Consider the following 26,560-nt stretch of genomic DNA (forward strand, 5'->3'; position numbering starts at 1 on the left):
CCTTCACTCGCGGGGCAGCCAGAGCGGGGCCGGGCCGTCCGTGTCGGCCGCCCCGGTGGCCTTCATGTCGCCGTCGGCGGCGCGCAGCAGCAAGCGGCCCATGGCGATCAGGGCGCGCCCGGCGGCCAGTTCGTCGCCGATCTCCGGCATCGCCCGGTCGCTGGGGCTGCGGCGGGCCCCGGCGTGGCTTTCCAGGACGTTGTCCCCGGTGTCCAGGACGATCCGGGCCGTGGTGTCCGGATCGTGCTCGGACAGGTACACGTTCAGCCGCCACTCCTTGACGGCGGGAGGCCGGCTGCTCACGGGTCCGGTCATCCTCGACCTCACCTCCCTGGGCGCCGGTGTGCGGTCCGGCTCTTCCACTGTGCACCCGGCCCCTGCCGGGCGCCTCCCCTGCCCCGGGCACAATGGGCGCCATGACCTCGCGCACCTGCCCCTGCGGGCTCCCCCAGCCGTACGACGCCTGCTGCGGCCGCTTCCACACGGGGCGGGCCGCCGCGCCGACCGCGGAGCTGCTGATGCGCTCGCGGTACAGCGCGTTCGTCAAGGGGGACGCCGCGTATCTGCTGCGCACCTGGCATCCGCGGACCCGGCCGGAGCGGCTGGACCTCGACCCGGGGATGAAGTGGACGGGGCTGGAGATCCTGGACACGGCCGACGGGTCGGCGTTCCACGCCACGGGCACGGTGGAGTTCCGCGCCTCCTACCGGGGCGGCGCGCTGCGTGAGCGGAGCCGGTTCGAGCGGGTGGCCGGCGCGTGGGTGTACGTGGACGGGGAGTTCCCGCAGGACTGAGGCGCGGGAGGACTGGGGTACGGGAGACCGTGGCGGAAGCGGATCGTGTCCGTCCGTGGCCGGGACTCCGCCCGCCCCTCTCCCCCTTCCGCCGTCGTCGGCGGAACGGTGTGTGATTCCCGCCCCCTGGGGGCATGAACACGCCAGACTGGGGTCATGTCAGCGGATTTAGCGACCATGGCGATCACGGCCATGACGACCAGCATCGCTTCCGGCGCCGGCAGCGCCGTCGTCGACGAGGTGCGGCAGCTCGTCCGGTCCCGGCTGGGCCAGTCCGACGAGGGACGCGGCGCGCTGGACCGGTTCGAGGCCGAGCCCGGCGCCGGTGACGCGGCGAACGCCGTGCGGGACCGGCTGGCCCTCGCCCTGGAGGCCGACCCGGAGTTCGCCGACCGGCTGTGGACCGCCCTGCGGCCCGCCGCGGCTCCGTCCCGGAGCCCCGGTGCGGTGCACCAGTCGATCCACATCGGCGGCAACGCGCAGCGCAGCACGATCGTCATCGGGCCGGTGCAGCTGCCCCGGACCCAGGGGGTGATGGTCGCTCTCGTGGCGGGCGTGGTGGTCCTGGCCGTGCTGCTCGTCATCGGGTTCCGCACCGTGCTGCACAGCGTCACCGGCGACGACGACGGCGGTGGAGGGGGGTCCGGTGACGCCAGGAGGGTCACCGCGCTGAAGGACTCCGCCACCGCCGAGGCGGTGCTGCCGGACTCCGGGAGCCTTCCCGCGGGCTGGGAGGTGACCCAGGCCGCCAAGGTCACCGAGGGGACCCCGGACGACTGCAGCACCGCGTGCGAGGGGGCCGCCTTCACCGCCACGGTGCGGTACGAGAAGGAGCAGCCGCTCGCGGGAGCCTTCTTCTACGTCCAGGCGTACGACACCGCGGCCCACGCCGAGCGGCGCTTCGAGGACTACCGGGCGACCATCGACACGAGCGTCTACTCGTCCATGTCCCTGCCCGCGATGGGGGACCGGAGCGCCGCCTACCGGAAGGGGATCGTCAACGGGGAGCACGCGGAGGCGGGGGTGCTCGTCGGGACGGTCGTCACCTGGGTGACCTATCGGACGGACAGCGGAGAACTCAGTCCGCCGGCGCTCGTCTCCCTCGCCCGCATGCTGTCCGACCGTGCCCAGCAGGCCCAGAACGGCACCGCGCCGTTCGCCAGGGCCGAGTTCTGAGTCCCGGCGCGCTCAGGGGGCGAGGATGTCCAGTTCCTGGAGGGCGCCCGCGGTGATCTCCCGGGTCAGTTCCTCGGCGCGGACCGCGTCACGGGCGCGGACCGCCTCGGCGAGCCGCACGTGCAGGGTGACGGCGGCCGGGTCGGGGTCCTCGAACATGACCTCGTGCCGGGTGCGGCCGGACAGCACCTCCGCGACGACATCGCCGAGGCGGGCGAACATCTCGTTGCCGGAGGCGTTGAGGATGACCCGGTGGAAGGCCACGTCGTGGAACAGGTACTGCTGGAGCCGGTGGCCGCGTGAGTTGGCCACCATGCCGAGCGCGCACTCGGTGAGTTCGGCGCACTGCTCGGCCGTGGCGTGCCGGGCGGCCAGGCCCGCCGCGACGGGCTCGACGGCGGAGCGCAGCACGGTGAGCGAGCGCAGCTGGTGCGGGCGGTCGGCACCGGCCAGCCGCCAGCGGATGACCTGCGGGTCGTAGACGTTCCACTCGGCCTTGGGGCGGACCGTGACGCCCACCCGGCGGCGGGACTCGACCAGGTGCATGGACTCCAGCACGCGGACCGCCTCGCGCATCACGGAGCGGGACACCTCGAAGTGCTGGGCCAGCTCGTCGGTCCGCAGGACGCTGCCCGGCGGGTACTCGCCGGACGTGATGGCGGGGCCGAGGGTGTCCAGTACATGGCCGTGCAGCCCCCGGCCCCGTGTGCTCATGCACTCAGCGTACGACCTGGATCACAGCCATAAAAAGTCAGACTTATATGTCACAGTCTCTTGAATTCGTCGTACCTAATGGGTTTCAGTGTGGCGACGCCGCAGTGGCGTCGGATGTCGAGGAAGACAGCGAGGCAGTAATGCGAACCCCCCAGGTCGTCGTCGTGATGGGCGTCGCGGGGACGGGCAAGACCACCATCGGTCCCTTGCTCGCCGCGCGGCTGGGCGTCCCGTACGCCGAGGGCGACGACTTCCACCCGCAGGCCAACATCGCCAAGATGTCGGCCGGGATCCCGCTCGACGACGCCGACCGGTGGCCGTGGCTGGACGCCATCGGGCACTGGGCGCACGGCAGGGCCGGACTGGGCGGGGTGGTCAGCAGCTCCGCGCTGAAGCGGGTCTACCGCGACCGGCTGCGGGCCGTGGCGCCCGGGATCGTGTTCCTGCACCTGACGGGCGACCGCCGGCTGATCGAGGAGCGGATGTCCCAGCGGCAGGGCCACTTCATGCCGACCGCGCTGCTGGACTCCCAGTTCGCCACCCTCCAGCCGCTCCAGCCGGACGAGGCGGGAGTCGCCGTGGACGTCAGCGGCGGCCCCGAGGAGATCACCGAGCGTGCCGTGCAGGCCCTCGCGGCGCTTCCCGACACCGCGGGCAGCTCTCACTAGCGCCCCAGTAATCCCCCGTAACCGCAAGGAACCCCCGTGACCAGACTCAGCGTCGAGATGCTGGCAGCGGACGCCCCTCCGCCGATCACCTCCGCCGGGCACGCCCAGCTGGGCATCGCCGTCCTGGTGGGCATCGCCGTCATCGTTCTGCTCATCACCAAGTTCAAGCTCCATGCCTTCCTGGCGCTGACCATCGGGTCGCTGGCGCTCGGGGCGGTCGCCGGGGCGCCGCTCGACAAGGCCATCACCAGCTTCACCAGCGGGCTCGGATCCACCGTGGCCGGCGTGGGCGTCCTGATCGCGCTCGGGGCGATCCTGGGCAAGCTGCTCGCCGACTCCGGTGGCGCGGACCAGATCGTCGACACGATCCTGGCCAAGGCCGGCGGGCGGGCGATGCCGTGGGCGATGGTGCTGATCGCCTCCGTGGTCGGCCTGCCCCTCTTCTTCGAGGTCGGCATCGTGCTGCTGATCCCGGTCGTGCTGATGGTCGCCAAGCGCGGCAACTACTCCCTGATGCGCATCGGCATCCCGGCGCTGGCCGGTCTGTCCGTGATGCACGGCCTGATCCCGCCGCACCCCGGCCCGCTGGTCGCCATCGACGCGGTCAAGGCCAACCTGGGCGTGACCCTGGCCCTCGGCATCGTGGTCGCCGTCCCGACCGTGATCATCGCCGGGCCGCTGTTCTCCAAGGTCGCGGCGCGCTGGGTGGACGTGCCCGCCCCCGACCGGATGCTGCCGCAGCGCGCCTCGGAGCAGCTCGAGCGCCGCCCGGGCTTCGGCCCGACGCTCGCCACCGTGCTGCTGCCGGTGGTGCTGATGCTGGCCAAGGCCCTGGTGGACATCGTCGTCGACGACCCCGCGGACCACACCCAGCGCGTCTTCGACGTCATCGGCTCCCCGCTGATCGCCCTGCTCGCCGCGGTGATCGTCGGTTTCTTCACGCTGGGCCGGCCCGCCGGGTTCACCCGGGACCGGCTCCAGCAGACCGTGGAGAAGGGCCTCATGCCCATCGCCGGCATCCTGCTGATCGTCGGCGCGGGCGGCGGCTTCAAGCAGACGCTGATCGACTCGGGTGTGGGCCAGATGATCCTGGACATCTCCAAGGACTGGTCGATCCCGGCGCTGCTGCTGGCCTGGCTGATCGCGGTGGCGATCCGGCTGGCGACCGGCTCGGCGACGGTGGCGACGGTCTCGGCGGCCGGTCTGGTGGCGCCGCTCGCGGCCGACATGTCGACCACCCACACGGCCCTGCTGGTCCTCGCCATCGGCGCGGGTTCGCTCTTCTTCAGCCACGTCAACGACGCCGGTTTCTGGCTGGTGAAGGAGTACTTCGGGCTGAAGGTCGGGCAGACCGTCAAGACCTGGTCGCTGATGGAGACGATCATCTCGGTGGTCGCGGGCGGCCTGGTGCTGCTGCTGTCGCTGATCGTCTAGGGCCGCGGCGAGCGGCCGTACTACGGCGTGCCGGTCCGTCCGGCCGAGGGGTTCCCCTCGGCGGGGCGGGCCGGTTTCGCCGTTCCAGGTGCCGGTTGGCCGCTGTCGGTGCCGGTTCGCCGTTCCGGTGCCGTCATCCCTGCCCGAGCGCGCGGGCCCGGGCCGTGCGGAAGGCCGCCAGCGGGTCGCGGTGGGCGTAGGCCCAGGGCTCCGGGGTGGCGTGGTCGCCGATGCGCTGGAACAGGGACGCCGCCTCGGCCGGGCGGCCGGCGCAGGTCAGGGCGAACGCCAGGTGGTTGAGGTCGATCAGGCGGCGCGGGTGTTCGTCGTGCTCCCACTCCAGCCACCAGTCGAAGGAGGCGCCCAGCACGCGCCGGGCCCGGGGGCCGGACCAGTGCCGGGAGGCGGCCGGGTCGGCGGGGCCCAGGCCGGTGGCGGCGAGGACCCGGTACCGCTCGGCGTAGGCGACCACCGGCAGCACGGCCAGCGGGGAGTCGGCGGGGGCCTCGGCGGCGGCCCGTTCGGCGGCGTCGTACACCTCGTGGGCCTCGGCGCGGCCGCACCCGGGCCGTTCGGCGAGGCAGGCGATCATCAGGTGGTGGGCGTGGTGGTGCTCGGGGTGGCGGCGGCGCAGCTCGGCGAAGGCGTCGAGCAGGGCGCTCTCCGGGCCGTGGGCGCGGGCCAGCAGGAGCAGGCCGAGCCAGGGCGTGGGGTCGGCCGGGGCGAGCGCGGCGGCCGTGGCGCAGGAGTCGCGGGCCCGGCCGGGGTCCTCATCGCCGCGTACGGCCCGGTGGACCAGGGCCAGGGCCAGCAGGGTGGCGGCCTCGGCGGATCCGGGCTCGGCGGCCAGCCAGTCGCCCGCCCACGCGGTGGCGCGGGCGTCCCGCGCGAGGACGGTGAGGCGGTGGCCACGGCGGTCCCAGTCGTCGCCGGTGTGCACCAGCAGGGAGCGGGCGGCCTGCCGCCGGCCCTGGGCCAGCGCCGCGCGGGCGGTGCGCAGTTCGGCGTCGTCGAGAGCGGCGTCGAAGGCGTCGCGGGCGTCGGACGCGGGGGCGTCGGACGGGTCCGTTGCGGCCCGGCGCGTGCCGAGCAGAGGCGGGGAAGGGGGCACCGCGGGGCTTCCTGTTTCTCGGGCTGCCATCGACCGATCACGCACAGCAAACCCCCCGCCAAGGGTGGCGTCAAGCCGAACAAGGCTGTTCATCTCTTCAACTTCCCTGTCCACAAGGGCATTTGAGTTCTCCCGGCGCAGGTGGGGCCCGTCGCGGATGTGAACGCGGGGACATTCCTGTGGCGTATGCCATGCCCGTCTGTCCCGCGGTACCGGGCCGTACACCCCGGGATCGCGGTGCGGATGTGGCGCACGCCATGGCGCGCCGCGCCCGGGTTGCGGACCATGGCGGCAACCGCCCGGTTCCGGGTACTTCCGGGGCATTGCCGTTCCGGTAGCGCTACAGTCGGCCACTACACGCCCGTGGTCCGGCCGGATGATCGAGGTACACAGCGTGTCCGTTCTGGTTCTGCTTCTCGCCGTGGGCGCGGCCTGCTGCCTCGGCTTCGGCTTCGTCCTCCAGCAGAACGCGGCGCAGAACGCGCCGCTCGGGGACTTCCTTTCCTTCCGGCTGCTGCTCGACCTGATGCGGATCCCGCGCTGGCTGGGCGGCCTCGCGCTGATGGTGGCCGGCATGGTGCTGGGCGCCGTCGCCCTCGGCAAGGGCGAGATCTCGCTGGTGGAGCCGCTGCTCGCGACCAACCTGCTGTTCGCCCTCGCCCTCTCCCGGCACCAGACCGGACAGCCGCTCGGCCGGCAGGGCTGGGCCGGGCTGCTGCTGCTCGCGGGCGGGGTGAGCGCGTTCATCACGGCGGGCGAGCCGCGCGCCGGCACGGCCGTCACCGATCCGCTGCGGCACTGGCTGATCATCGGCGCGGTGGTGGGCGCGGCCCTGCTGATGACGACGTACGCCAAGCGTTCCCGGCTGAGCGGCGGCCCGGTGCTGCTGGCTCTGGCAGCCGGGCTGCTGTACGGCGTGCAGGACGCGCTGACCCGGGTGAGCGGCACCCGCTTCTCCGACGGCGGTCTGACCGGACTGCTCACGGGTTGGCAGCCGTACGGCGTGGTGGCCTGCGGGGTCACCGGACTGGTGCTGGTGCAGAGCGCGTTCGAGACGGCGCCGCTGCGCATGTCGCTGCCCGCGCTGACCGCCGCCGAGCCGCTCGCCGGAATCCTGTGCGGGGTGGGCTTCCTCGGGGACCGGCTGCGCACCGACACCGGCGCGCTGGCCGGGGAGGCGGCCGGCCTCGCGGCCGTGGTGGGGGGCATCGTGCTGCTCGGGCTGCACCCGGCGATGCCGTGCGGCGCGGGCGAGGCGGAGCGGGGCACGCCGGACCTCCAGCGGCGCTGATCCGGTGCCCGGTCCTGCCCGGCGGAGGGCCTGCTTGGATGGCGGGCATGAATCCTGCTGACGAGATCCTCGACATCGTCGACGAGCACGACCGGGTCGTCGGCCGGCGCCCGCGCGGCGAGGTGTACGCCCGCGGGCTGCGCCACCGCTGTGTGTTCGTCCAGGCCCGGGACGCGGCCGGCCGGCTCTTCGTGCACCGGCGCACCGCGACCAAGCTGGTCTTCCCCTCCCTGTACGACATGTTCGTCGGCGGTGTCGTCGGCGCGGGCGAGTCCTACGACGACGCGGCGCTGCGCGAGGCCGAGGAGGAGCTGGGCGTGAGCGGACTGCCGCGACCCTCGTACCTGTTCAAGTTCCTCTACGACGACGGCGCCGGGAACAGCTGGTGGTCGGCGGTGTACGAGGTGCGCTGCGACCTGCCCGTGCGTCCGCAGGCGGAGGAGGTGCAGTGGCACGCCTTCCTGCCCGAGGAGGAGGTCGAGCGGCGGCTCGGCACCTGGGAGTGGGTGCCGGACGGGCTGGCGGCGTACGAGCGGCTGCGGGCGTTCCGGGCGGGGAGGTGACCGCCCGGTAGGGTCGGCGGGATGAGCGACTTCGTGCGGAACATCCGGCTGTGGTTCGCGCCGGAGCGGGTGCGGGAGGAGGGCGGCACGCCCGACTACCGGTTCTCGCTGGCGAACGAGCGCACCTTCCTCGCCTGGCTGCGCACCGCGCTGGCGCTGATCGGCGGCGGGTTCGCGGTGGACCAGTTCCTGCCCGACCTGCGCTGGGCCTGGCGGGTCGGGCTGGCGCTCGCGCTGCTCGCGGCCGGGGTGCTGTGCTCCCTGCGGGCGGTGAACCACTGGGTGCGCTGCGAGCGGGCGATGCGGCGCGGCGAGGACCTGCCCGCCTCCCGGTTCCCGGTGCTGCTGAGCCTGGTCGTGGCGGTGGTGGCCGTCGCGATGGTCGTGGTCGTGCTGGTGGGGTGGGAGGGGTGACGGCCGGGTCCCGGCCCGCGGACCGGGACCCCGGCCTGCAGCCCGAGCGGACCCGGCTGGCCTGGCGGCGTACGACGCTGTCGGCCGCCGTGGCCACCGTGCTGGCCCTGAAGGCCGCGCTGCACGGGACACCGTCGGCGGCCGGCGTCCTCGCGGGCGCGGTGTGCTGCGCGCTGTGGCTGGCCTTCCTCGGGATCGCCCACTCCCGGGTCCGCGCCCTGACCACGACGCCCCGCCCGCCGGCGCTAGCCCCCCGCCGGGCGACGGCGGCGGTGCTGTGCGCCGTCGCGCTGGCGGTGTGCGCGGCGGTGCTGGTGCTGTAGCCCCGCGAGCGCCGGCGGCGCCGGAACTCCGGCCTCACCCGCGTCGGCGCCCCGGGGCAGCGCCCCGCCCCGGTCCGCCCCCGCGCGTCAGCGGTCGCGGAAGGCGAGGGCGACGAACTGGGTGGCCTCGTCCTCGGCGAAGTTGTCGTCGCTGACCAGGAGCAGGGTCCGTTCGCCGCTCGACAGCCTGGGTCCCCAGGTCAGGCCCTCGGTGTTGACGACGGTGCTCAGCCCCAGGTCGTGGAAGTCGGCGACCAGCTTCTTGCGCATCGGCACGACCGCCCGGCCGGCCAGGGAGGACATGCGCCGCACGTCGGTCGCGCCGCGCGTGGTGGCGTCGAAGACACGGATCCGGTAACCGGCTCCCGCCACCCAGGTGCGTTCGAGGACCAGGTAGCGGTCGGGGTCGTCGGGGAACGCGAGGATCGCGGGCACACCGGTGTCCGGGGCCCACGGGCTGGACGGGTCGGACGCGGCGAAGATCTTCTCCAGCGGGTAGGCGAACTGGCGGAGCACCGCGCCGGCCCGGTCCTGCCGGGTCACCCGGACCAGGGCGCCGTGCCGCAGGTCGGGTTCCGGGCCGTCCTGGATCAGCGGGCCCTCCAGGGCGCTGGTGAACGTGGCGCCCCGGGAGCCGAACGTGATGGCCTCCACCCCCTTGTTCCGCCGCGGCCCCCGGTCCTCCCGGGTGTACCGGTAGTCGGCCGGCAGGCTGAACCGGCCGCGGTAGGCGCCCGTGGGGCCGGCGATCCGGACGGACTGCTGGATCAGCGGGTCGGCCGCCGACGCCGGCCGGTCGCCCTCCTGCGACCACCAGTACCGGCAGCTTCGCGGGTCGACCCGCAGTTCCTCCGGGTCCACGGCCTTGCCGTCGCGGGCGCTCGCCGGCGGGTGGACCGAGCCGTCCGGCTGCCGCAGCGGGTGCGTACCGGTGAAGTCGACGGAGCGCACGCCGGTGCCGTCCACGGCGATCCTGGCGGTGTAGAAGCGGGCGGGCTGGAGCACCGAGCGGTCGTCGCTGATCATGACGTACTCGCCGGTGCAGGGGTTGCGGTCGATGCCGGACAGACCGCCGACGGTGGTGCCGCGGAAGGCGAGTTTGTGGGGGATGATCCGCTCCCCCAGCAGCCGCGCGTGCCCGCCGATCCCGGGTGCCTTGGTGTCACCGGCGGGCCGGGCCGCCGCCGCGGGCGCCATCGTCGTGACCATCATGAGCGCCACGACGCATGCGCGGCGGATCAGGGAAGTTCGCATGGTCGATCTTGGACCGGCGCACGCTCCCGGCGCAGTTACCCGTTCGTGTGAACGTCGGTCACGCCGGCCCCTGCGACCGGGCGGACATTCCGTTCAACTCTTCAGTTTTCGCACCGCGGTTATCGCCCTGTGGCGCACGTCCTACGCACGGCCCTCCCCGGCCTCCCGGTCCACCGTCACCACGATCTTGCCGCGGGTGTGGCCCTCCTGGTTGAGCCGGTGGGCGTCCGCCGTGTGCTCCAGCGGGAAGGTCCGCTGCACGTGGACGGAGAGGACGCCCTGGTCGGCCCACTCCGACAGGCGCGTCAGGTCGTCGGCGTCCGGGCGGACGAAGACGTACCGGCCGCCGTACTCGCGTACCTCCGGGTCGGTGATCGAGGCCAGCCGGCCCTCCGGGGCGAGGAGGTTCGCGGAGACCGTGAGGGTGTCGCCGCCGACGGTGTCGAAGACCGCGTCCACCCCCTCGGGGGCGAGCCCGCGCACCCGTTCCGCCAGTCCCTCGCCGTAGGCCACGGGCTCGCCGCCCAGGGTGCGGACGTAGTCGTGGTTGGCCTCGCCGGCCGTGCCGAGGACGCGGGCGCCGAGGTGGGCGGCGATCTGGACGGCGAGCGAGCCGACGCCGCCGGCCGCCGCGTGCACCAGGACGGTCTCGCCCCGCTTGACCTGGAGCGCCTTGACCAGCACCTGGTAGGCGGTGAGGCCGGCCAGCGGGAGTCCGGCGGCCTCCTCGAAGGACAGGGTGCGCGGCTTGCGGGCCAGGGTGCGCACCGGCGCGGCCACGTACTCGGCGCAGGTGCCCCGGGAGAGGAAGTCCTCGCGGACGTAGCCGATGACCTCGTCCCCGGGGGAGAACTCGGTGACGGCGGCACCGGGACGCACGACCACTCCGCTGACGTCCCAGCCGGGGACCACCGGGAAGACGGCGTCCAGCAGCCCGTCCAGGTGGCCCTCGCGGCACTTCCAGTCGACCGGGTTGACCGCCGTCGCGCGCACCTCGACCAGCACCTGGTCGGGACCCACCTTGGGGTCCGGCAGCTCGCCGTACTCCAGCACCTCGGGTCCGCCGTAGCGGCGGTAGCTGATGCCCTTCATGTCCTCGACCCTCCGGGGTACCCGGGCGCCACGCAACCGGGGCGCCCCCTCGTATCAGCACCCCGTACCCCCGGAGGTGAGCGCCATGACCACCCTCCACCAGGAACACACCGCCCACGGGACGCACCGTCACGGGCCGGACTGCGGGCACTGCGCGGTGCCGCACGGCGATCACGTGGACTACGTCCACGACGGGCATCTGCACCGGGAGCACGCGGGCCACTGGGACGAGTGCGAGCCGGCCGGGCACTCGGTCCACCGGGACCACGCGCACGTGCACCACGAGGAGTGCGGGCACGCGCAGGTGCCGCACGGCGACCACGTCGACTACCTGCACGGCGGGCACCGGCACGCCGAGCACGGGGACCACTGGGACGACCACTGACGCACGGGACCGATCCCGCCCGGCCCGCGGGCTTATCGTGGGCCGCGTCACGTTCGGCGCGATCTTCGCTCCCGCACTGGACGGCATACCGACCGGTCGGCATCATGAGTCGGGTCCTGTTCACCCGTCCCTAGGAGTGATGTATGAGCACCGACCACCCGCCCGGGCTGGACCTGGACCGGCTGCGCGCCCTGCTCGAGCGCGAGCGCCCCGGCCTGGTGCACGGTCCGCTGACCGGACGGCTGATCGAGGGCGGACGGTCGAACCTCACCTACGCACTCTGCGACGACCGCTCCAAGTGGGTCGTCCGCCGGCCCCCGCTCGGCCATGTGCTGGCCACCGCGCACGACATGAGACGCGAACACCGGGTCATCAGCGCCCTGCACCCGACCCGGGTGCCGGTCCCGCGCCCGGTGCTGCTGTGCGAGGACGAGGAGGTGCTCGGGGCCCCGTTCTACGTGATGGAGTTCGTCGAGGGCACCCCGTACCGCACCGCCGGGCAGCTCGCCCCGCTCGGCCCGGAGCGCACCCGGGACGCGGTGCTGTCCCTGGTGGACACGCTGGTCGAGCTGCACGCCGTGGACCCGGCTCAGGTGGGCCTCGCGGACTTCGGCCGCCCGGAGGGCTTCCTGGACCGGCAGCTGCGCCGCTGGGGCAAGCAGCTGGACGCCTCCCGCAACCGCGACCTGGCCGGCATCGACGAGCTGCACGCGGCGCTCGGCCGCGCCCTGCCCGCCTCCCCCGCCCCGGCCGTCGTGCACGGCGACTACCGCCTGGACAACGTCCTGATCGGCGACGACGACAGGATCCGGGCGATCCTCGACTGGGAGATGTCCACGCTCGGCGACCCGCTGACCGACCTCGGCCTGCTGGTGATGTACAGCCGGCCGCTGGGCATGCCCGACTCCCCCGTCTCCACGACCGCCGAGGCACCCGGGCACCCCTCGCCCCGCGAGCTGATCGAGCGGTACGCCGAGCGCTCGGGACGGGACGTGTCGGCCGTCTCCTGGTACGAGGCGTTCGCCTGGTTCAAGCTCGCCGTGATCCTGGAGGGCATCCACTACCGCTACACGCTCGGCCAGACGGTCGGCCGCGGCTTCGACCGCATCGGCGACCTCGTTCCCGTCTTCATCCACCACGGACTGACCACCCTTCAGGAAGGCTGACCGCACATGGACTTCGCGTTCGACGCGCGTACGGAAGAGCTGCGCGCCCGGCTGCTCGCCTTCATGGACGAGCACGTCTACCCCGCCGAGACGGTCGCCGAGGAGCAGCGGGCCGCGCTCGCCTCGCCGTGGGACACCCCGGCCGTGGTGGAGGAGCTGAAGGCCGAGGCCCGCCGGCAGGGCCTGTGGAACCTCTTCCTGCCGGACGCCGAGTACGGCGCCGGGCTGACCAACCTCCAGTACGCGCCGCTCGCCGAGATCACCGGCCGCTCCCCGCACCTCGCGCCCACCGCGACCAACTGCGCGGCGCCCGACACCGGGAACATGGAGGTGCTGGCGCAGTTCGGCACCGAGGAGCAGAAGAAGCGGTGGCTGGAGCCGCTGCTGGCCGGGGAGATCCGCTCGGCGTTCGCGATGACCGAGCCGGAGGTGGCCTCCTCGGACGCCACCAACATCACCACGCACATCGAGCGGGACGGCGACGAGTACGTCATCACCGGCCGCAAGTGGTACATCTCCGGCGCGATGAACCCGGACTGCGCGATCTTCATCGTGATGGGCAAGACGGACCCGGACGGCGCCGACATCCGCCGCCAGCAGTCGATGGTCCTGGTCCCCCGCGACACCCCCGGCGTCACGGTGAAGCGGGCCATGCAGGTGTTCGGCTACGAGGACCACTCGCACGGCGGCCACGCCGAGGTGGTCTTCGACCGGGTGCGGGTGCCGGTGGGCAACCTGGTCGGCGAGGAGGGCGGCGGCTTCGCCATCGCCCAGGCCCGGCTCGGCCCCGGCCGGATCCACCACTGCATGCGGCTGATCGGCATGGCCGAGCGGGCGATCGAGCTGATGTGCCGGCGGGCGGTGTCCCGTACCGCGTTCGGCAAGGCGCTGGCCCAGCAGGGCGTCGTGCAGAACTGGATCGCCGACGCCCGGGTCACCGTGGAGCAGCTGCGGCTGCTGGTGCTGAAGACGGCCTGGCTGATGGACACCGTCGGCAACAAGGGCGCGCACACCGAGATCCAGGCCATCAAGATCGCCACTCCGCGCGCGGTGGTGGGCATTCTGGACCGGGCGATCCAACTGCACGGAGCGGGCGGGGTGAGCCAGGACTTCCCGCTGGCCGAGCTGTACGCGAGCGCCCGCACGCTGATGCTCGCCGACGGCCCGGACGAGGTGCACCAGCGGTCGCTGGCGCGCCGGGAGCTGAAGAAGTACCTCTGACCCCGCCACCGGACGCGTGGTGCCGTGACCCATTGAGCGCGCGTCCGGTATGTGGTGTCGTACCTCTTCCGAGGTGGCCGGGACCGGCCGCCGGCGTGTCGAGGGGGAAGCGTGACCGAGTCACGGGACCACGCGGAGTGGGGTACGGCCGCCGGGCCCGGGGTGACCCTGGAGCGGCTGCTGTCGGTCGTGGGCCCGGGGGCCCTGGAGCTGGACACGGCGCCCGGCGGCCTGGCCGTGGCCGTCGGCGGCGCCACCGTGCTCGATGTGCTGGCCCCCGAGGTCCGGCCCGGGGAGCTGGTGCTCGCCGTCGGTGTCGCGGCCGGGTCGGCCCAGGCGGTGGACGTCGTACGCCGGGCCGGTGCCGCCGGGGCCTGCGGGGTGGTCTTCGGCCCGGAACGCCCCGAGGGGACCCTCGGTGTCCTGCGCTCGGCGGCCCACGAGGCCGGTACGGCGGTGCTGTTCCGCACCTGGTACCGGTGGGAGGAACTGGTGGCGGTGCTCCGGGCCGGGCTCGCCGCGGCGGGGGCACCGCCGTTACCCGCCGCCGGGGGCCTGGTGCTGGGCGATCTCGACGGGCTGGCCGACGCGGTGGCCGCCCTGGTCGGCGGCTCGGTGACCATCGAGGACACCGAGTCGCGGGTGCTGGCGTACTCCTCGACGGAGGAGAACGTGGACGAGATGCGCCGGCTGACCATCCTCGGGCGGCGCGTGCCCGCCTGGCGGGTGGCCGCGATGCGCGACGCCGGGTTCTTCCGCGCCCTGTGGACCACGGACGACGTGCTGCACCGGCGCGCCCAGGGAGACAACCCCGAGCGGCTGGTGTGCGCCGTCCGGGCGGGCGGCGAGGTGCTGGGCTCCGTCTGGGTGGCGGCGGTCGCGGGCCGGCCGCTGTCCCCGAACGCGGCCCAGGCGCTGCGCGCCGCGGCCCGGGCCGCCGCCCCGCACCTGCTGCACCACCGCACACGCGGCGCGGACAGCCGGCTGGTGGAGGACGCGGCGCGCGCCCTGCTGGAGGGGCGCGGCTCGGCCGAGGTGCTGGCCGAGCGGGCCGCGCTGCCGGCCCGGGAGCCCTGCGCGGTCCTGGCGGTGGGCACGGGGACCGGGGTGCGGGGGCCGGCCGGTGAGCCGTCCCGGCTGTACGCGCTGCTCGCCCTGCACTGCGCGGCCCTCGGCCACCGGATCGTGGTGGTACCGGCGGGCGGCCGCGCGCTGGTGCTGGTCAGCGCGCTGGAGCAGGACGCGGACCGGGCCCGGGAGCAGGTGACGGCGCTCGGCACCTCGCTGACCGCCCGTCTGTCGGCGGCCACCGGCGCGCCGGTGCGGGCCGGGCTGGGCGAGGTGGTGCCGGGGCTGGCGGAGGCGGCGCGGTCGCGCCGCAGCGCCGAACAGGCGCTGAAGGCCCTCGACCGGACCGGGGACGCACGGCCCGTGGCACGGGTGGAGGACGTGGCCGACACCATCGGCGTCCTGCACGTACTGGAGGCGCTGCGGGACCTGGAGCTGCCCCCGGGGACCTCGGTGGCGCGGCTGGCCGCGGTCGACGCCGAGCACGCCGGCAGCCGCCTGGTGGAGTCCCTGCGGGCCTACCTGTACCACTTCGGCGATGTGCGGGCCGCCGCGCGCAGCCTCTCGCTGCACCCCAACACCATGCGGTACTGGCTGGGCCGGATCACGGCCGTGTCGGGGCTGGATCTCGGCAGTCCGGACGCCCGGCTGCTGGCGCAGCTGCAACTGCGCCTCGGCGACGGACAGGGGCGGGGCGCCCCGGGGCCCTGAGGCGCCGTTCGTGCGCCCGCACCACCGAAGCGGCCGTTCCTCGTCGCCACGCACGAAGGCGGCGCGCGCCGGGGTGCGACCCCCCGGTGCGAACCTGGTCGCGGCGGGTAACGCTGTGCGGGACCGACGATGGACGCCCCCGGGTGCGGCGAGCAGCCTGGTCACGTGCCCGGGGAAGCGCCCCGGGCCGCCGTCCCACACCGGAGGGTGCACCATGACCGCTGTGTCCCGTGCCGCCGAGCGCCGCGAACACGTCCTGAGGGAAGCCGTGCGGCAGGGCCTGCTCGACCCCGAACTCTCCCCGCTGGCCGCCTTCGTGGACCTCGACGGGGTCGCCGCCACGGTCCGGGCCCTGCGGGAGGCGTTTCCCGGCGCTCCCGAACTGCCCGCCGTCACCCATGCGTTCGCCGCGAAGGCCAACTGCCTGGTGCCCGTGCTGCGGGAGCTGGAGCGGCTCGGGATGGGCTGCGAGGTCGCGACCGGGGGCGAGCTGGCCCGGGCGCTGGCGGCCGGGTTCCCGGCCGACCGGATCGTCTTCGACTCCCCGGCCAAGACGCGTGCCGAGCTGGCGCGGGCCCTGGAGCTGGGGGTGGCCGTCAACGCCGACAGTTTCCAGGAGCTGGAGCGGATCGACGCGCTGCTGGCGGGCCGCCCGTCCGCGTCCCGGATCGGGGTGCGGCTGAACTGCCAGGTCGGCGGCGGGGCCATCGCCGCGATGAGTACCGCCACGAGCACCTCGAAGTTCGGCATCCCGCTGACGGACCCGGGCAACCGGGAGCGGCTGCTGCGGGCGTTCGCCGCCTACCCGTGGCTGACCTGGGTGCACACCCACACCGGGTCGCAGGGCTGCCCCCTGGACCTGATGGCGCGCGGGGTGGCGCAGGCGGTGGAGTTCGCCGGCCAGGTGACGGCGGCGTTCGGCGCGGGCCGGGTGGAGGGCATCGACATCGGCGGCGGGCTTCCGGTGAACTTCGCCGACGACGAGGTCACGCCGACGTTCGCCGACTACGCCGGACAGTTGCGGGCGCACGCCCCGGGGCTGTTCGAGGGCCGGTACCGGGTCGTCACCGAGTTCGGCCGCTCGGTGCTGGCGAAGAACGGGTTCCTGGCGGCGTACGTCGAGTACACCAAGAGCGCCGGGGGCCGGCCGATCGCCGTGACACACGCGGGAGTGCAGGTCGCCACCCGGACGGTGTTCAGCCCCGACGCCTGGCCGCTGCGGATCGAGGCGTACGGCCCGGACGGAGCCGCCCTGCGGGCCCGGCCCGTGCGGCAGGACATCGCGGGCCCGGCGTGCTTCGCCGGCGATCTGCTGGCCCGCGACCGGGCGCTGCCCCCGCTGCGGCCGGGCGATCTGGTGGTGGTGCCGGACACCGGCGCCTACTACTTCTCCACGCCGTTCCGCTACAACAGCCTGCCGGAGCCCGCCGTGCACGGGGTCCGGACGGACGCGGCCGGCCGGGTGGAGTTCACGCTCGTGCGGCCCGCCGAGGACCCGTGGCTGCTGACGGACCGGGACGGCGTGCCGGAGCCGGTGCCGGTGCCGGTCCCGGCCGGCGAAGACCGGTGAGGAGCGCCGCGGTGTCCCGGTCCGGTTCCGGGCGGCCCGGCGGGGGCGGGCCGCTGCTCACCCAGCGCGCCGCCCTCGTGTTCCTGCTGGCCGCGCTGGCCGGCGCCGGGGCGGGCGTGCTGGCGGCGCTGGCCGGCAGTGCCTGGCCGGTCGCGGTGAGCGCGGGCGCCGGCACCGCCGCCTCGGGGGTGCTGTTCTTCAAGGAGATCATCGGCTAGGCGGCGGACGCTCCCGGGCTCAGGGCCGCAGGGCCCGCAGCAGCAGGTCGGCGAGGTGGTCGGCGACCTGCTGGGGGGTGAGCGGGCCGTCGGGGCGGTACCACGTGGACAGGTGGTGGACGGAGCCGAAGTGGTAGTCCACCACCAGGTCGGCCGGGGTCGCCGTGGAGAAGACGCCCTCCTTCTGGCCCTCCTCCACCAGCGCGCGGAAGCGTTCGTGGTAGCGCCGGCGCTCGGCGCGGACCTGCTTGTTCTTCTCCGGGCTGAGGTGGTGCATGGACCGGAAGAAGATCGACGCGTCGTCGAGGTTCTCGATCGTGGTGACGACGACGTCGGCCGCCGCGTCCCGGAGCCGCTTCTCCACCGGCTCGTCGGCGTTCGCGTACGTGTCCAGCCGCTCCTGCTGGAGGCGCAGCACCCGCGCGTACACCTCGTGCAGCAGGTCGTCCTTGGAGCCGAAGTAGTGGTACAGCGCGCCCTTGGTGACGCCGGCCGCCTCCACGATCTCCTGCACGGAGGTGCGGTCGTAGCCCTGCTCGGCGAAGAGCCGGGTGGCGGCGGCCAGCAGCCGCTGCGGTACGGGCGTGCCGTCTCCGTCCGTGGTCCTGGGCACTGCCGCCACCTGCCTTTCCGTGGTCTTCAGTCGGTGTTCCGGGAACGCAGTTCCCGACGGAGGATCTTCCCACTCGCCGTCTTGGGCAGCTCGGGCAGGATCTCCACCTGGCGCGGGTATTTGTACGCGGCCAGTCTCTCCTTGCAGTACGCGGCCAGTTCACCGGGGGCCGCCTCGGCGCCGGGACGGAGGCTGATATAGGCCTTGACGGTCTCGCCCCGGTACCCGTCGGGCACCCCGACGACGGCCGCCTCGCGCACCGCCGGGTGGGTGTAGAGGACGTCCTCGACCTCGCGCGGCCACACCTTGAAGCCGGACGCGTTGATCATGTCCTTCTTGCGGTCCACGACGTACAGCCAGCCCCGCTCGTCCATGAACCCGATGTCGCCGGTGCGCAGCTCGCCGTCCGGGAAGGTCTCGGCGGTGGCGTCGGGCCGCCGCCAGTAGCCGGGCACCACCTGCGGTCCGCGTACGGCGATCTCCCCGTGCTCCCCGAAGGGCACCTCCGCGCCCTGGTCGTCCAGGATGCGCACGACCGTGTCGGCGCCGGGCAGGCCGACGGACAGGGTGCCGGAGACCGGGTCCACGGGCGCCTCCAGGTGGGGCGGGACGGAGGCGCAGGGGGCGGTGCACTCGGTGAGGCCGTAGCCGACCCGGATGTACGGCCCGAAGCGCTCGCGGAACCGCTCCACCAGGACCGGCGGCACGGGCGCGCCGCCGGAGGAGATGTTCACGAAGGAGGTGAAGTGCTCGCGGGTGGCGCCGGGGTGGGCGGCGAGCGCCATGAAGGCGGTGGAGGGGCCGACGGTGTAGTGCGGGCGGTGCTCGGCGAAGGCGTCCAGGACGGCACCGGGCTCGAAGCGGTAGGTGAGCACCAGGGTGCCCGCGCTGTTCAGGCAGGCGCCGAACTGGCAGACCATGCCGGTGATGTGGAACAGCGGGGCGAGCGCGTAGTAGACGGGTGCCTCGGGCAGGCCGAGTCCGGTGCTCTGCCGCTCGGCGTTGTACATGATGTTGGCGTGGGTGTTGGTGGCGCCCTTGGGGGTGCCGCTGGTGCCCGAGGTGTAGCTGATCAGCGCGATGTCCTCGGGGCGGGGCAGGCGGCCCTCGGGGGGCCGGCCGCCCTGCCGGGCGACGGCCGTCAGGTCGTCGGCGTCCGGGGCCTGGGGCAGCCGCTCGAAGGTCAGCACGCGCGGGTCGTCGCGGGTCTGGAGGTCCCGTTCGCAGGCGGTGAGCACGATCCGCACCGGGGAGTCGGCGGCGGTCTGCCGCAGGTACGTCTCCCAGGCCCGGTCGGAGCAGATCAGCGCGGTCACCTCACCGTCCCGCAGGACGTGCGCGACCTCGCCCGACTTGTACATGGGGTTGACCGGGACGACGGTCGCGCCCGCCTTCCAGGCGCCGAGCACGGCCAGCACGAAGTGCGGCGAGTTCTGCAGCAGTACGGCCACCCGGTCGCCGCGCCGCAGTCCCCGCCCGGCGAGGTGGGCGGCGACGGAGTCGGTCAGCTCGTCGGTCTCCCGGTAGCTCAGCCGGGCGTCGAAGTAGGTGAGGCAGGTGCGGTCGGGGTGGTCGGCGACGGCGGTGCGCAGGGCGTGCACCAGGGAGTCGGCGGGGTCGAGCGGGGCGCGCTGGGCGTCGGTCAGCAGCGCGATCCAGGGGCGGTCGGCGTAGCGTACGGCGGTCACCGGGCGGCCTCCCACTTCTGCTGGACGCGGTTCATGGTGGCGAGCCAGCGGTCGGGCTCGCCGGCCCGCGCCTGGTAGAAGCCGGCGACCTCGGGGTGCGGCAGGATCAGGAAGCGGTCCTCCTCGATGCCCTTCAGCAGCGCGTCGGCCACGGCCTCGGGTTCGATCGCGGTGGGCCGCAGCACCAGGTCGCCGGCGCTGCCGGTGGCGGCCAGCATGTCGGTGCGCACGCCCTGCGGGCAGATGGCGTGCACCTTGACGCCCCGGTGGCGGTAGGTCAGGGACAGCCACTCGGCGAAGGCGTAGGCGCCGTGCTTGGTCACGCTGTAGGAGGGCGCGCCGATCATGGTGAGCAGTCCGGCGGCGGAGACGGTGGAGACGAACCGCCCGGCGCCCCGCTCGAGCCAGCCGGGCAGCAGCGCGTGGGCGGCGCGGACGTGGGCCATCAGGTTGACGTCCCAGGACGTCTCCCAGGTGCGCTCGTCCAGCGCGGTGAGGTCGCCGTCCTCGAAGGCGACGCCGGCGTTGGCGCAGTAGACGTCCACCGTGCCGCCGAGGGCGTCGCGCGCGGCGTCGACGACGCGGGAGGCGTCGCCGGGCACGGCGGTCCCGCCGATCTCCTCGGCCACCGCCTCCGCCTTCCCGGCGTCCAGGTCGTTCACCACGACCCGGGCCCCCTCGGCGGCGAACCGCCGGGCCAGCGCGGCCCCGATCCCCCCGCCCGCTCCGGTGACGACCACTCCCGCATCCCGCACGGCTTCCACCATCGGTCTCCTTCGACACGACACGACACGACGCGACTCGGCTCAGCGAGCGTCAGACTAACCAGTCGGTATGTGTAAAAGGAAGGGCGGTCGCGTCAACCTCTAGGGGACTGGAGGACTCATGGACCTGTCCCGAAGAAACCTGCTCGCCTCGACCGCACTGGCGGCGACTCCCATGTCACACCACCACCGCGAGCCGCTCCGCACCGGCTTCGAGAACCTCGCCGCCCACGACTACGCGGCCCTCGCCGGCCAGAAGACCGGCGTGGTCACCAATCCCACCGGCGTCACCAGGGCCACCGAGCACATCGTCGACGTGATGCACCGCGACCCCCGGGTCGAGCTGACCGCGGTCTTCGGCCCGGAGCACGGCTTTCGCGGCACCGCCCAGGCCGGCGGCTCCGAGGGGCGCTACGACGACCCGGCGACCGGCCTGCCGGTGTACGACACGTACCTGAAGAGCGGCCGGCCGCTCGCCGACGTCTTCACCGCGTCCGGCGTGGACACGGTCGTCTTCGACATCCAGGACGTGGGCGCCCGCTTCTACACCTACATCTGGACCCTGTACGACTGTATGGAGGCGGCGGCGCTCGCCGGGAAGCGCTTCGTCGTGCTGGACCGCCCCAACCCGGTGACCGGCCGCGCGGCGCAGGGGCCGGTGCTGCGCGAGGAGTTCGCCAGCTTCGTCGGCCGCAAGCCGATCGCGCAGGCGCACGGCATGACGGTCGCGGAGCTGGCCGGCCTGTTCAACGGGGAGTTCCTGGGCACGCCGGCCGACCTGGAGACCGTACGCATGTCGGGCTGGAGGCGGAGCGCGTTCTACGACGCCTCGGGCCTGCCCTGGGTGCCGCCGAGCCCCAACATGCCCACGCCGGACACGGCGCTGGTGTACTCCGGGACCTGCCTGTTCGAGGGCACCAACCTCTCCGAGGGGCGCGGCACGACCCGGCCCTTCGAGCTCCTCGGCGCCGAGGGCGTGGACGGGCGCTGGGCCGCCGCCGTGAACGGGCTGGCGCTGCCGGGCGTGCGGTTCCGGGAGGCGTACTTCGCGCCCACGTTCTCCAAGTTCCAGGGGAAGACCGTGGGCGGTGTGCAGGTGCATGTGACCGACCGGGCCGCCTTCGATCCCGTGCGGACCGGGATCGCGCTGCTGGTGACGGCGCGGAAGGTGTGGGACGGGTTCGCGTGGCGGCCAGACCACTGGATCGACAAGCTCACCGGTTCGGACCGGGTGCGCACGATGATCGACGCGGGCGCGGACACCGACGAGGTGACGGGCGCCTGGGAGGAGGAGCTGGCCGCGTTCCGACGGGTGCGAAAGGGGTATCTCCTGTACAAGTAGCGCGTCTTTCGGGGGCGAGGGGGCCCGGCATGACGGATGCCGCGATGAGCGTGAGTCCTTACTGGGAGCTGACCTTCGACGCGGACGGGGACATGGACGGCCCCGAACGCGACCGGCTGCTGGCGCAGGTCACCGAGCGCGGCGTCCGTGACCTGGTCGTCTTCGCGCACGGCTGGAACAACGACCGTTCGGATGCGACCTCGCTGTACCGGCGCTTCCTCGCCCCCGTGCCCAAGCTCGCGCCGAAGGCCCGGATCGGGTACGTCGGGGTGATCTGGCCGTCGATGCGGTTCAGCGACGAGCCGATCCCCGACTTCCCGAGGTCCGTGGCGGCCGAGGAGGTCCGGGCGGCGCCGCGCCCGGTGCTGGACAAGGACACCCGGCGGGCACTGCTGCAGACCTTCCCGGGCCGGGCGACCGTGCTGGACCGGCTGGCCCGGCTGCTGGACGAGCGGCCGGCCGGCACCGAGGGGTGGGCCGAGTTCGCACGGCTGGTGCGGCTGCTGCTGGAGAGCGAGGGTCGGCGGTCGGCGGCCGACACCGACGAGGAGGGCGAGCCGGCCGTGTTCACCGGCGACCCGGTGACCGCCTGCGAGCAGTTCGCCGAGGCCCTGGCCGCGCTCGGACCGGCCGCCGACACGGCCGGGTTCGGCCTGCCGAACCCGTGGGACGGCGCGAAGGAACTGCTGCGGCAGGCGGCGTACTACCAGATGAAGCGGCGGTCCGGAACGGTCGGCGAGCACGGACTCGGGCCGCTGCTCGGGCGGTTGGCGAAGGCGGCGCCCGGGGTGCGGGTGCATCTGGTGGGGCACAGCTTCGGCGGCCGGCTGGTGGCGTTCGCGCTGCGCGGGCTGCCGGAGCCGGTGCGCACGGTGAAGTCGGTGACCCTGCTGCAAGGGGCGTTCTCGCACTACGCGTTCGCGGCCCGGCTGCCGCACGCGGCGGACCGGTCGGGGGCGCTCAAGGACGTCCGGCGGCGCGTCGACGGCCCCCTGGTGTGCTGTCACTCGCACTTCGACACGGCACTCGGCACGATTTATCCGCTGGCCGCACGGCTCGCCGGTGACGACCGCTCCTGCGCCGGGAACGAGATCGCGGCCGTGCTGGGCCCGCGCTGGGGCGCCCTGGGGCACGACGGGGCGCAGGCGGTGCCGGGCACCGCCCGGCTGGACCTGGCGGCGGCGCTCGGCGGCGGGCTGCCGGCGGCGGGCTTGGTGAACGTGGACGCGGCGGCCGTGGTCCGGCGCGGGGGCGCGCCGGCCGGGGCGCACAGCGACATCGTGCACCCCGAGCTGGCGCGGCTGGTGCTGGCGGCGGGCCGTATCACCTGACCCGCCGCCTGGACCCGGCCGGTTCAGCGGTGCGCGGCGAACTCCACGACCTGCTGGTAGGTCGGCCGGTTCTGCCAGCCGATCCGGCCGTGCTTGATGCCGCCGAGGGCGCGCTGGGCGATGGAGTCGGCGCACCACTGGTCGCCCGCCGCGCACTGGTCGTCGCCGGGGTAGACCTGGGCGGCGGTCAGCGCGGCCGCCTGCCTCAGGGTGCCGATCAGCTGGTCCCGGCAGGCGGTGAGGCTGCCGTCACCGCAGTACTTCCGGGCCAGCGGGCCCTGTACGGGCTCCCCGAGCACCGCCCGGATGTCCTTGTCGACGTAGGACCACCAGCCGTACTGGAAGGCGCTGCCGGCGTGGGAGCCGGTCGGGCCGTGTCCGGCGGACGGTGCCTCGTCGACGGGCAGGTTGCGGGTGAGGGCGGTGTACAGGCCGGTGCCGAGGCCGGGTTCGAACTCGGCCTTGACCAGCAGCGGCCACCAGGCGTCCAGGATGCGGATGGCGTCCGCGTCGGCGTAGGTCTTCGAACCGGCGCCGGTCTCGGTGCGCTTGGCGCCCGCGGTCACCCACGCCTGGAGCCTGGCCACCGCCGCGGCGGCCGTGGGGTCGGTCACCGGCTGGGCGGTGACGACCTTGAGCAGCCTGGGCAGCACGTCCTCGGCGCGCAGGTCGGCGAGGCCCGCGTCGGCCATGGCCTGGGTCAGCTTGCCCCGGGTCACGCCGCCGGCCGCGACGAGCCTCTTCACCCGGTCCTCCAGCAGGTTGCCGCGGTGCACCGGGCCCTCGCCCCAGGGCGCGGCGGCGTAGTCCTTCGCCTGCTTGTTGTTCCAGGAGATGTAGTAGTCCTGGTCGACGGAGTTCGGGTGGGCGGAGGCCGGGGTGTAGTCGGCGGTGTTCCCGGCCGGGTCCCAGCCCCGCCACTCGTAGGCGGGGGCCGCCCACACCGGGAAGTCCGCGTCGACCCCGGTCGCGCGGACCGGGTTGTCGCCGCTGTTGTAGTACGCGGTGTGCCGGGAGTCGGCGTAGAACCAGTTGAAGGTGTAGTTGATGTGCCGGGCCGCGCTCTGGAAGTCCTGCGGGCCCTTGACGTAGTCGGGGTCGTTCAGCATCTGGAAGCCGATGATGGAGTCGGCCTCGTGCAGGTAGGAGGAGCGCAGGGTGGTGTAGGCGACCTTCTTGCCGCCGACGGTCGCCCGGTAGGCCACCGGTCCGTACGCGGTGCGCCAGACGCGCATGGTGTACGAGCCCGCGGCGGTGCCGTCGGCCACGGCGGGCTTCCAGGCGTTCTTCTGCTCGACCTTCTCCATGGCGGTGCAGGTGCCGTGGAAGAGGTAGTGGTAGTCGTCCTGGCACAGTTCGACCGCGTAGGTGTCGATGATGTCCTGGCCGGAGGTGGTGGCGCTCCACGCGTAGTCCTGGCCGCGGCCGAGTTCGACGTACATGCTCAGGCCGGCGAAGGAGGCGCCGCGGGCGCTGATGCCGGGGCCCTGGATCTCCTGGAGCAGCAGCAGCTGCGGGGCGAAGTAGCCGGTCTGCGGCCCGAAGACGGCGATCGGGTTCCCGCTCGCGGTGTGCTTGCCGCTCACCACGAGGGCGTTGGACATGCCGCGCCGGGCGGAGCCGAGGGCGGTCCCGGCCGCGGTGGCCGCGGTCTTCGCGGCGCTCGCGGTGGCGGCGCTGCCGGTGCGGTCGTACAGCAGCGGTTCGGGGGTCACCGAGCCGGCGTCGGGCAGGGCCGCGCCCTGGGGGTCGGCGGGCCTGGCGCCGTAGGGGAAGCTCTCGCCGTTGTGCAGGGTGAGGACGGCCTCGGGGTCGTTGCGCTCGCGGAAGGACTCCCAGACCTTCGTGCCCTCGGCCACGCCGTACCTGTCCTGGGCGGCCAGCAGGGACAGCGCGTTGTCGACCTCTCCGCCGCCGCCGGAGCCGAACAGCGAGCCGATGACGGAGGCCAGCGCGACCAGGTCGGTGACCTTGAAGTGGTCGATGGTGCCGGCGTTGGTGATCGAGTCCTTGTGGCCGGTGAGGACGTACTCGCCGGGGAAGTAACGGCCGCTGTCGGAGGCGTCTATGTAGGCGTTGATGCCGTCGAGGTAGGCCCTGACGTCGGCGAGGGCCTGCTGGCCGCGGGCGCCGTTGTGGGCCACCGCGTTGTCGATCTGCGCCTGGAGGTCGGCCTCGGTGTAGGGCGCGTTGCGGTAGAACTGCTGCTCCAGGCCCTGGTTGGCGGGCGCGCCGCCCGCGAAGCCGGTCAGTTGGCCGCGTCCGACGTGCCGGAAGACGTCCATCAGCCAGAGCCGGTCCTGGGCCGCCGCGTATCCGGCGCCGAACTCGGTGCCGTAGCGGGTGGTGCCGGTGATGTGCGGCACGCCGGTCTTCTTGTCCCGGACGATGGTGACGTCCGTGCGGCCGGCCGGCTTCTCGGTGGAGGCGACCTGGTCGGCGGGGACGCCGAAGGAGGCGTCGTTGAAGAAGGTGTTGACGGTGGCGTCGGTCAGCGTCTTGTAGCCGGTGGCCAGGTTCGCGTACGGGCCGAGCTGGTCCTCGGCGTGCGCGGGCTGGGTGCCGAAGGCCTGGTTGAGCAGGATCTGCGCGAGGGTGGCGTTGCCGTTCTCGCCGGGCGGCAGGATGTCCGAACACCGGCCGCCGCAGTAGTCGTTGGGCGCCGCCGCGTCGGTCGCCGCCACCGCGGTCCGTGTGAGGGGTGTGAGGAGACCGGCGACGAGGAGGCATACGGACGCCGTCTTCAGGAACCCGGGAAGTCGGCGGGACGTTCTCAGTCTGTCAGGGGCGGTACGTGGGGTTCGCCGTGGCATGGCGGCTCCTAGCGACTGGGGTGGCCGAACGTTACCGCCGGTTATCCCCACGTTTAAAGGTGAACATGCGTCACTTTCTGGAGTCCGCAAGGAGAACCGGAGAAGAGATGGAGCCGAATCGCCTGTCGATACGTCTATTCGGCGACGTCCGTGCGACGACGCCGAAGTGACCGCGGTGCAGGTACAGGTGTGACGGAGGTGCAGGGCGATGGCCGGTTTCCGGAGTCTGGCGAGACAGGTACGCGACCCGGACTGCGATCTGGCACTGCGGCGGTACTCGCTGCGCAAGTGCCTGGAGAAGTTCGCCCCTTACGGGCACAGGGCGACCTGGGACCATCTGTGCTCCCGGGCGGGGTTCGGCCCCGAGGACCGCTCACCCGATCCGGCGCGGCTGGTGGCCGCGCTGGAGGAGCTGGAGGAGGCGCGTGACGTCTGGCTCGCCTACGAGACGGACTTCACCGAGCGGCGCAAGCGGGAGAAGCACGACGGGCTGCGCCGGCCGGGCAGCGTGGACGACTGGCACCGGCTGACCTGGGGCGGTTTCGGGGTCGCCTGGTGCGACGATCCGCGGGTGCACCCCCGGGCACCGCTCGCGGAGGTGCTGCGCCGGCTGATCGCCGCGCTGGAACGGGAGCCGGGGACGTCGTGCCCGGTGTGCGACGGCGAGCGGCTGGTCTGGAGGTACGGCCTGGACCACGAGCCGTCGTCCGGACCGGTGTGCACGGACTGCGGCATCCTGGTCCCGCGCCCCGTGCTCAGCCCCCAAGCCCTCCGGCACGCGGGGCGGGACCGCCAGCTGACACCCGCCTGACCACCGGTCGACGGCGGGACGCGGG

26 protein-coding genes are annotated in these 26,560 nt (G+C 73.6%); 17 read left to right on the forward strand and 9 right to left on the reverse strand.

The features are described 5' to 3' along the window. Nucleotides 1-3 precede the first annotated feature (3 nt). The gene (locus tag IH25_RS0113915) at nt 4-303 is read right to left on the reverse strand and encodes a dsRBD fold-containing protein (RefSeq protein WP_387876169.1); all 300 of its coding nucleotides are present in this window, start codon (nt 301-303) and stop codon (nt 4-6) included. A 113-nt stretch (nt 304-416) separates the two neighbouring features. Between IH25_RS0113915 and IH25_RS0113920 the strand changes: the two genes are divergently transcribed. Together IH25_RS0113920 and IH25_RS0113925 are read left to right on the forward strand one after the other, a co-directional pair. Further along, entirely contained in the window at nt 417-794 is a 378-nt protein-coding gene (locus tag IH25_RS0113920) for a YchJ family protein (protein ID WP_030608411.1), read from the forward strand. A gap of 156 nt (nt 795-950) precedes the next feature. Beyond that, nucleotides 951-1,970, forward strand: coding sequence for a hypothetical protein (locus IH25_RS0113925; protein WP_157846972.1), 1,020 nt, complete (start codon nt 951-953; stop codon nt 1,968-1,970). A 12-nt stretch (nt 1,971-1,982) separates the two neighbouring features. Here the strand turns inward: IH25_RS0113925 and IH25_RS0113930 are convergent, their stop codons facing one another. Continuing rightward, nucleotides 1,983-2,684 (reverse strand): FadR/GntR family transcriptional regulator, encoded by a 702-nt coding sequence (locus IH25_RS0113930; protein ID WP_030608416.1) that lies wholly within the window; start codon nt 2,682-2,684, stop codon nt 1,983-1,985. Between the two features lie 140 nt (nt 2,685-2,824). Between IH25_RS0113930 and IH25_RS0113935 the strand changes: the two genes are divergently transcribed. Together IH25_RS0113935 and IH25_RS0113940 are read left to right on the forward strand one after the other, a co-directional pair. Next, nucleotides 2,825-3,352, forward strand: a complete 528-nt coding sequence (locus tag IH25_RS0113935; RefSeq protein WP_030608419.1) for a gluconokinase — start codon at nt 2,825-2,827, stop codon at nt 3,350-3,352. 36 nt (nt 3,353-3,388) lie between these two features. Beyond that, nucleotides 3,389-4,786 (forward strand): GntP family permease, encoded by a 1,398-nt coding sequence (locus IH25_RS0113940; RefSeq protein ID WP_030608421.1) that lies wholly within the window; start codon nt 3,389-3,391, stop codon nt 4,784-4,786. A gap of 133 nt (nt 4,787-4,919) precedes the next feature. Here the strand turns inward: IH25_RS0113940 and IH25_RS0113945 are convergent, their stop codons facing one another. Next, the gene (locus IH25_RS0113945) at nt 4,920-5,897 is read right to left on the reverse strand and encodes a hypothetical protein (RefSeq protein WP_030608424.1); all 978 of its coding nucleotides are present in this window, start codon (nt 5,895-5,897) and stop codon (nt 4,920-4,922) included. A gap of 394 nt (nt 5,898-6,291) precedes the next feature. Here IH25_RS0113945 and IH25_RS0113950 point away from each other — a divergent pair, with 394 nt between their 5' ends. The 4 genes from IH25_RS0113950 to IH25_RS0113965 are packed head-to-tail and all read left to right on the forward strand — an operon-like array spanning nt 6,292 to nt 8,488. After that, the gene (locus IH25_RS0113950; RefSeq protein ID WP_037654932.1) at nt 6,292-7,188 is read left to right on the forward strand and encodes a DMT family transporter; all 897 of its coding nucleotides are present in this window, start codon (nt 6,292-6,294) and stop codon (nt 7,186-7,188) included. A gap of 47 nt (nt 7,189-7,235) precedes the next feature. After that, nucleotides 7,236-7,751, forward strand: a complete 516-nt coding sequence (locus IH25_RS0113955) for an NUDIX hydrolase (RefSeq protein WP_030608430.1) — start codon at nt 7,236-7,238, stop codon at nt 7,749-7,751. Between the two features lie 21 nt (nt 7,752-7,772). Further along, on the forward strand, nt 7,773-8,165 hold the full coding sequence (locus IH25_RS0113960) for a YidH family protein (protein WP_030608433.1): 393 nt from the start codon (nt 7,773-7,775) through the stop codon (nt 8,163-8,165). Next, nucleotides 8,162-8,488, forward strand: a complete 327-nt coding sequence (locus IH25_RS0113965; RefSeq protein ID WP_030608436.1) for a DUF202 domain-containing protein — start codon at nt 8,162-8,164, stop codon at nt 8,486-8,488. Before IH25_RS0113960 ends, IH25_RS0113965 begins: the two co-directional genes overlap by 4 nt. Before the next feature lie 87 nt (nt 8,489-8,575). On the opposite strand, the gene IH25_RS0113970 is transcribed toward IH25_RS0113965, so the two are convergent. Then, complete coding sequence (locus IH25_RS0113970; RefSeq protein ID WP_030608438.1) at nt 8,576-9,742, reverse strand: esterase-like activity of phytase family protein; 1,167 nt, start codon at nt 9,740-9,742, stop codon at nt 8,576-8,578. Nucleotides 9,743-9,883: 141 nt separating this feature from the next. Beyond that, nucleotides 9,884-10,834 (reverse strand): NADP-dependent oxidoreductase, encoded by a 951-nt coding sequence (locus IH25_RS0113975; protein ID WP_030608442.1) that lies wholly within the window; start codon nt 10,832-10,834, stop codon nt 9,884-9,886. A gap of 85 nt (nt 10,835-10,919) precedes the next feature. On the opposite strand from IH25_RS0113975, the gene IH25_RS0113980 reads away from it, so the two are divergent. The 6 genes from IH25_RS0113980 to IH25_RS37535 all read left to right on the forward strand — a co-directional run bounded on the left by IH25_RS0113980 (nt 10,920) and on the right by IH25_RS37535 (nt 17,173). Beyond that, nucleotides 10,920-11,219, forward strand: a complete 300-nt coding sequence (locus IH25_RS0113980; RefSeq protein ID WP_030608444.1) for a hypothetical protein — start codon at nt 10,920-10,922, stop codon at nt 11,217-11,219. 143 nt (nt 11,220-11,362) lie between these two features. Further along, nucleotides 11,363-12,385, forward strand: a complete 1,023-nt coding sequence (locus tag IH25_RS0113985) for a phosphotransferase family protein (RefSeq protein WP_030608447.1) — start codon at nt 11,363-11,365, stop codon at nt 12,383-12,385. A 6-nt stretch (nt 12,386-12,391) separates the two neighbouring features. Beyond that, nucleotides 12,392-13,606, forward strand: coding sequence for an acyl-CoA dehydrogenase (locus tag IH25_RS0113990; protein ID WP_030608449.1), 1,215 nt, complete (start codon nt 12,392-12,394; stop codon nt 13,604-13,606). Between the two features lie 111 nt (nt 13,607-13,717). After that, nucleotides 13,718-15,385, forward strand: coding sequence for a PucR family transcriptional regulator (locus IH25_RS0113995; RefSeq protein ID WP_037654919.1), 1,668 nt, complete (start codon nt 13,718-13,720; stop codon nt 15,383-15,385). A gap of 214 nt (nt 15,386-15,599) precedes the next feature. After that, nucleotides 15,600-16,955, forward strand: coding sequence for a type III PLP-dependent enzyme domain-containing protein (locus tag IH25_RS0114000; RefSeq protein ID WP_051753920.1), 1,356 nt, complete (start codon nt 15,600-15,602; stop codon nt 16,953-16,955). An 11-nt stretch (nt 16,956-16,966) separates the two neighbouring features. Then, entirely contained in the window at nt 16,967-17,173 is a 207-nt protein-coding gene (locus IH25_RS37535; protein ID WP_037654920.1) for a hypothetical protein, read from the forward strand. A gap of 19 nt (nt 17,174-17,192) precedes the next feature. Here IH25_RS37535 and IH25_RS0114010 read toward each other — a convergent pair whose 3' ends face one another. Genes IH25_RS0114010 through IH25_RS0114020 form a run of 3 tightly spaced genes read right to left on the reverse strand, consistent with a single transcriptional unit; the run spans nt 17,193 to nt 20,241 of the window. Then, nucleotides 17,193-17,786 carry a TetR/AcrR family transcriptional regulator gene (locus tag IH25_RS0114010; protein WP_030608457.1) on the reverse strand — a complete coding sequence of 198 codons (594 nt, stop codon included), beginning with the start codon at nt 17,784-17,786 and terminating at the stop codon, nt 17,193-17,195. 26 nt (nt 17,787-17,812) lie between these two features. Continuing rightward, nucleotides 17,813-19,474, reverse strand: a complete 1,662-nt coding sequence (locus tag IH25_RS0114015) for a class I adenylate-forming enzyme family protein (RefSeq protein WP_030608460.1) — start codon at nt 19,472-19,474, stop codon at nt 17,813-17,815. Next, nucleotides 19,471-20,241, reverse strand: coding sequence for an SDR family oxidoreductase (locus IH25_RS0114020; RefSeq protein WP_030608462.1), 771 nt, complete (start codon nt 20,239-20,241; stop codon nt 19,471-19,473). Before IH25_RS0114020 ends, IH25_RS0114015 begins: the two co-directional genes overlap by 4 nt. A 118-nt stretch (nt 20,242-20,359) precedes the next feature. Between IH25_RS0114020 and IH25_RS0114025 the strand changes: the two genes are divergently transcribed. Both IH25_RS0114025 and IH25_RS0114030 read left to right on the forward strand, forming a co-directional pair. Further along, the gene (locus IH25_RS0114025) at nt 20,360-21,580 is read left to right on the forward strand and encodes an exo-beta-N-acetylmuramidase NamZ family protein (RefSeq protein ID WP_030608465.1); all 1,221 of its coding nucleotides are present in this window, start codon (nt 20,360-20,362) and stop codon (nt 21,578-21,580) included. Between the two features lie 29 nt (nt 21,581-21,609). Beyond that, the gene (locus IH25_RS0114030; protein WP_030608469.1) at nt 21,610-22,911 is read left to right on the forward strand and encodes a hypothetical protein; all 1,302 of its coding nucleotides are present in this window, start codon (nt 21,610-21,612) and stop codon (nt 22,909-22,911) included. A gap of 23 nt (nt 22,912-22,934) precedes the next feature. On the opposite strand, the gene IH25_RS0114035 is transcribed toward IH25_RS0114030, so the two are convergent. Beyond that, entirely contained in the window at nt 22,935-25,724 is a 2,790-nt protein-coding gene (locus IH25_RS0114035) for a penicillin acylase family protein (protein WP_030608473.1), read from the reverse strand. A gap of 208 nt (nt 25,725-25,932) precedes the next feature. Between IH25_RS0114035 and IH25_RS0114040 the strand changes: the two genes are divergently transcribed. After that, entirely contained in the window at nt 25,933-26,535 is a 603-nt protein-coding gene (locus IH25_RS0114040; RefSeq protein WP_030608476.1) for a hypothetical protein, read from the forward strand. The last annotated feature ends 25 nt before the right edge of the window (nt 26,536-26,560 follow it).

Origin of the sequence: Streptomyces achromogenes subsp. achromogenes, from assembly GCF_000720835.1 — a bacterium.
Classification (GTDB): domain Bacteria; phylum Actinomycetota; class Actinomycetes; order Streptomycetales; family Streptomycetaceae; genus Streptomyces; species Streptomyces achromogenes.

Coding starts and splice junctions, on each gene's coding strand:
- IH25_RS0113920 (WP_030608411.1), top strand. CDS start 417: ATGACCTCGCGCACCTGCCCCTGCGGGCTCCCCCAGCCGTACGACGCC.
- IH25_RS0113925 (WP_157846972.1), top strand. CDS start 951: ATGTCAGCGGATTTAGCGACCATGGCGATCACGGCCATGACGACCAGC.
- IH25_RS0113930 (WP_030608416.1), bottom strand. CDS start 2,684: ATGAGCACACGGGGCCGGGGGCTGCACGGCCATGTACTGGACACCCTC.
- IH25_RS0113935 (WP_030608419.1), top strand. CDS start 2,825: ATGCGAACCCCCCAGGTCGTCGTCGTGATGGGCGTCGCGGGGACGGGC.
- IH25_RS0113955 (WP_030608430.1), top strand. CDS start 7,236: ATGAATCCTGCTGACGAGATCCTCGACATCGTCGACGAGCACGACCGG.
- IH25_RS0113960 (WP_030608433.1), top strand. CDS start 7,773: ATGAGCGACTTCGTGCGGAACATCCGGCTGTGGTTCGCGCCGGAGCGG.
- IH25_RS0113970 (WP_030608438.1), bottom strand. CDS start 9,742: ATGCGAACTTCCCTGATCCGCCGCGCATGCGTCGTGGCGCTCATGATG.
- IH25_RS0113975 (WP_030608442.1), bottom strand. CDS start 10,834: ATGAAGGGCATCAGCTACCGCCGCTACGGCGGACCCGAGGTGCTGGAG.
- IH25_RS0113980 (WP_030608444.1), top strand. CDS start 10,920: ATGACCACCCTCCACCAGGAACACACCGCCCACGGGACGCACCGTCAC.
- IH25_RS0113985 (WP_030608447.1), top strand. CDS start 11,363: ATGAGCACCGACCACCCGCCCGGGCTGGACCTGGACCGGCTGCGCGCC.
- IH25_RS0113990 (WP_030608449.1), top strand. CDS start 12,392: ATGGACTTCGCGTTCGACGCGCGTACGGAAGAGCTGCGCGCCCGGCTG.
- IH25_RS0114000 (WP_051753920.1), top strand. CDS start 15,600: ATGACCGCTGTGTCCCGTGCCGCCGAGCGCCGCGAACACGTCCTGAGG.
- IH25_RS0114020 (WP_030608462.1), bottom strand. CDS start 20,241: ATGGTGGAAGCCGTGCGGGATGCGGGAGTGGTCGTCACCGGAGCGGGC.
- IH25_RS0114025 (WP_030608465.1), top strand. CDS start 20,360: ATGGACCTGTCCCGAAGAAACCTGCTCGCCTCGACCGCACTGGCGGCG.
- IH25_RS0114030 (WP_030608469.1), top strand. CDS start 21,610: ATGACGGATGCCGCGATGAGCGTGAGTCCTTACTGGGAGCTGACCTTC.
- IH25_RS0114035 (WP_030608473.1), bottom strand. CDS start 25,724: ATGCCACGGCGAACCCCACGTACCGCCCCTGACAGACTGAGAACGTCC.
- IH25_RS0114040 (WP_030608476.1), top strand. CDS start 25,933: ATGGCCGGTTTCCGGAGTCTGGCGAGACAGGTACGCGACCCGGACTGC.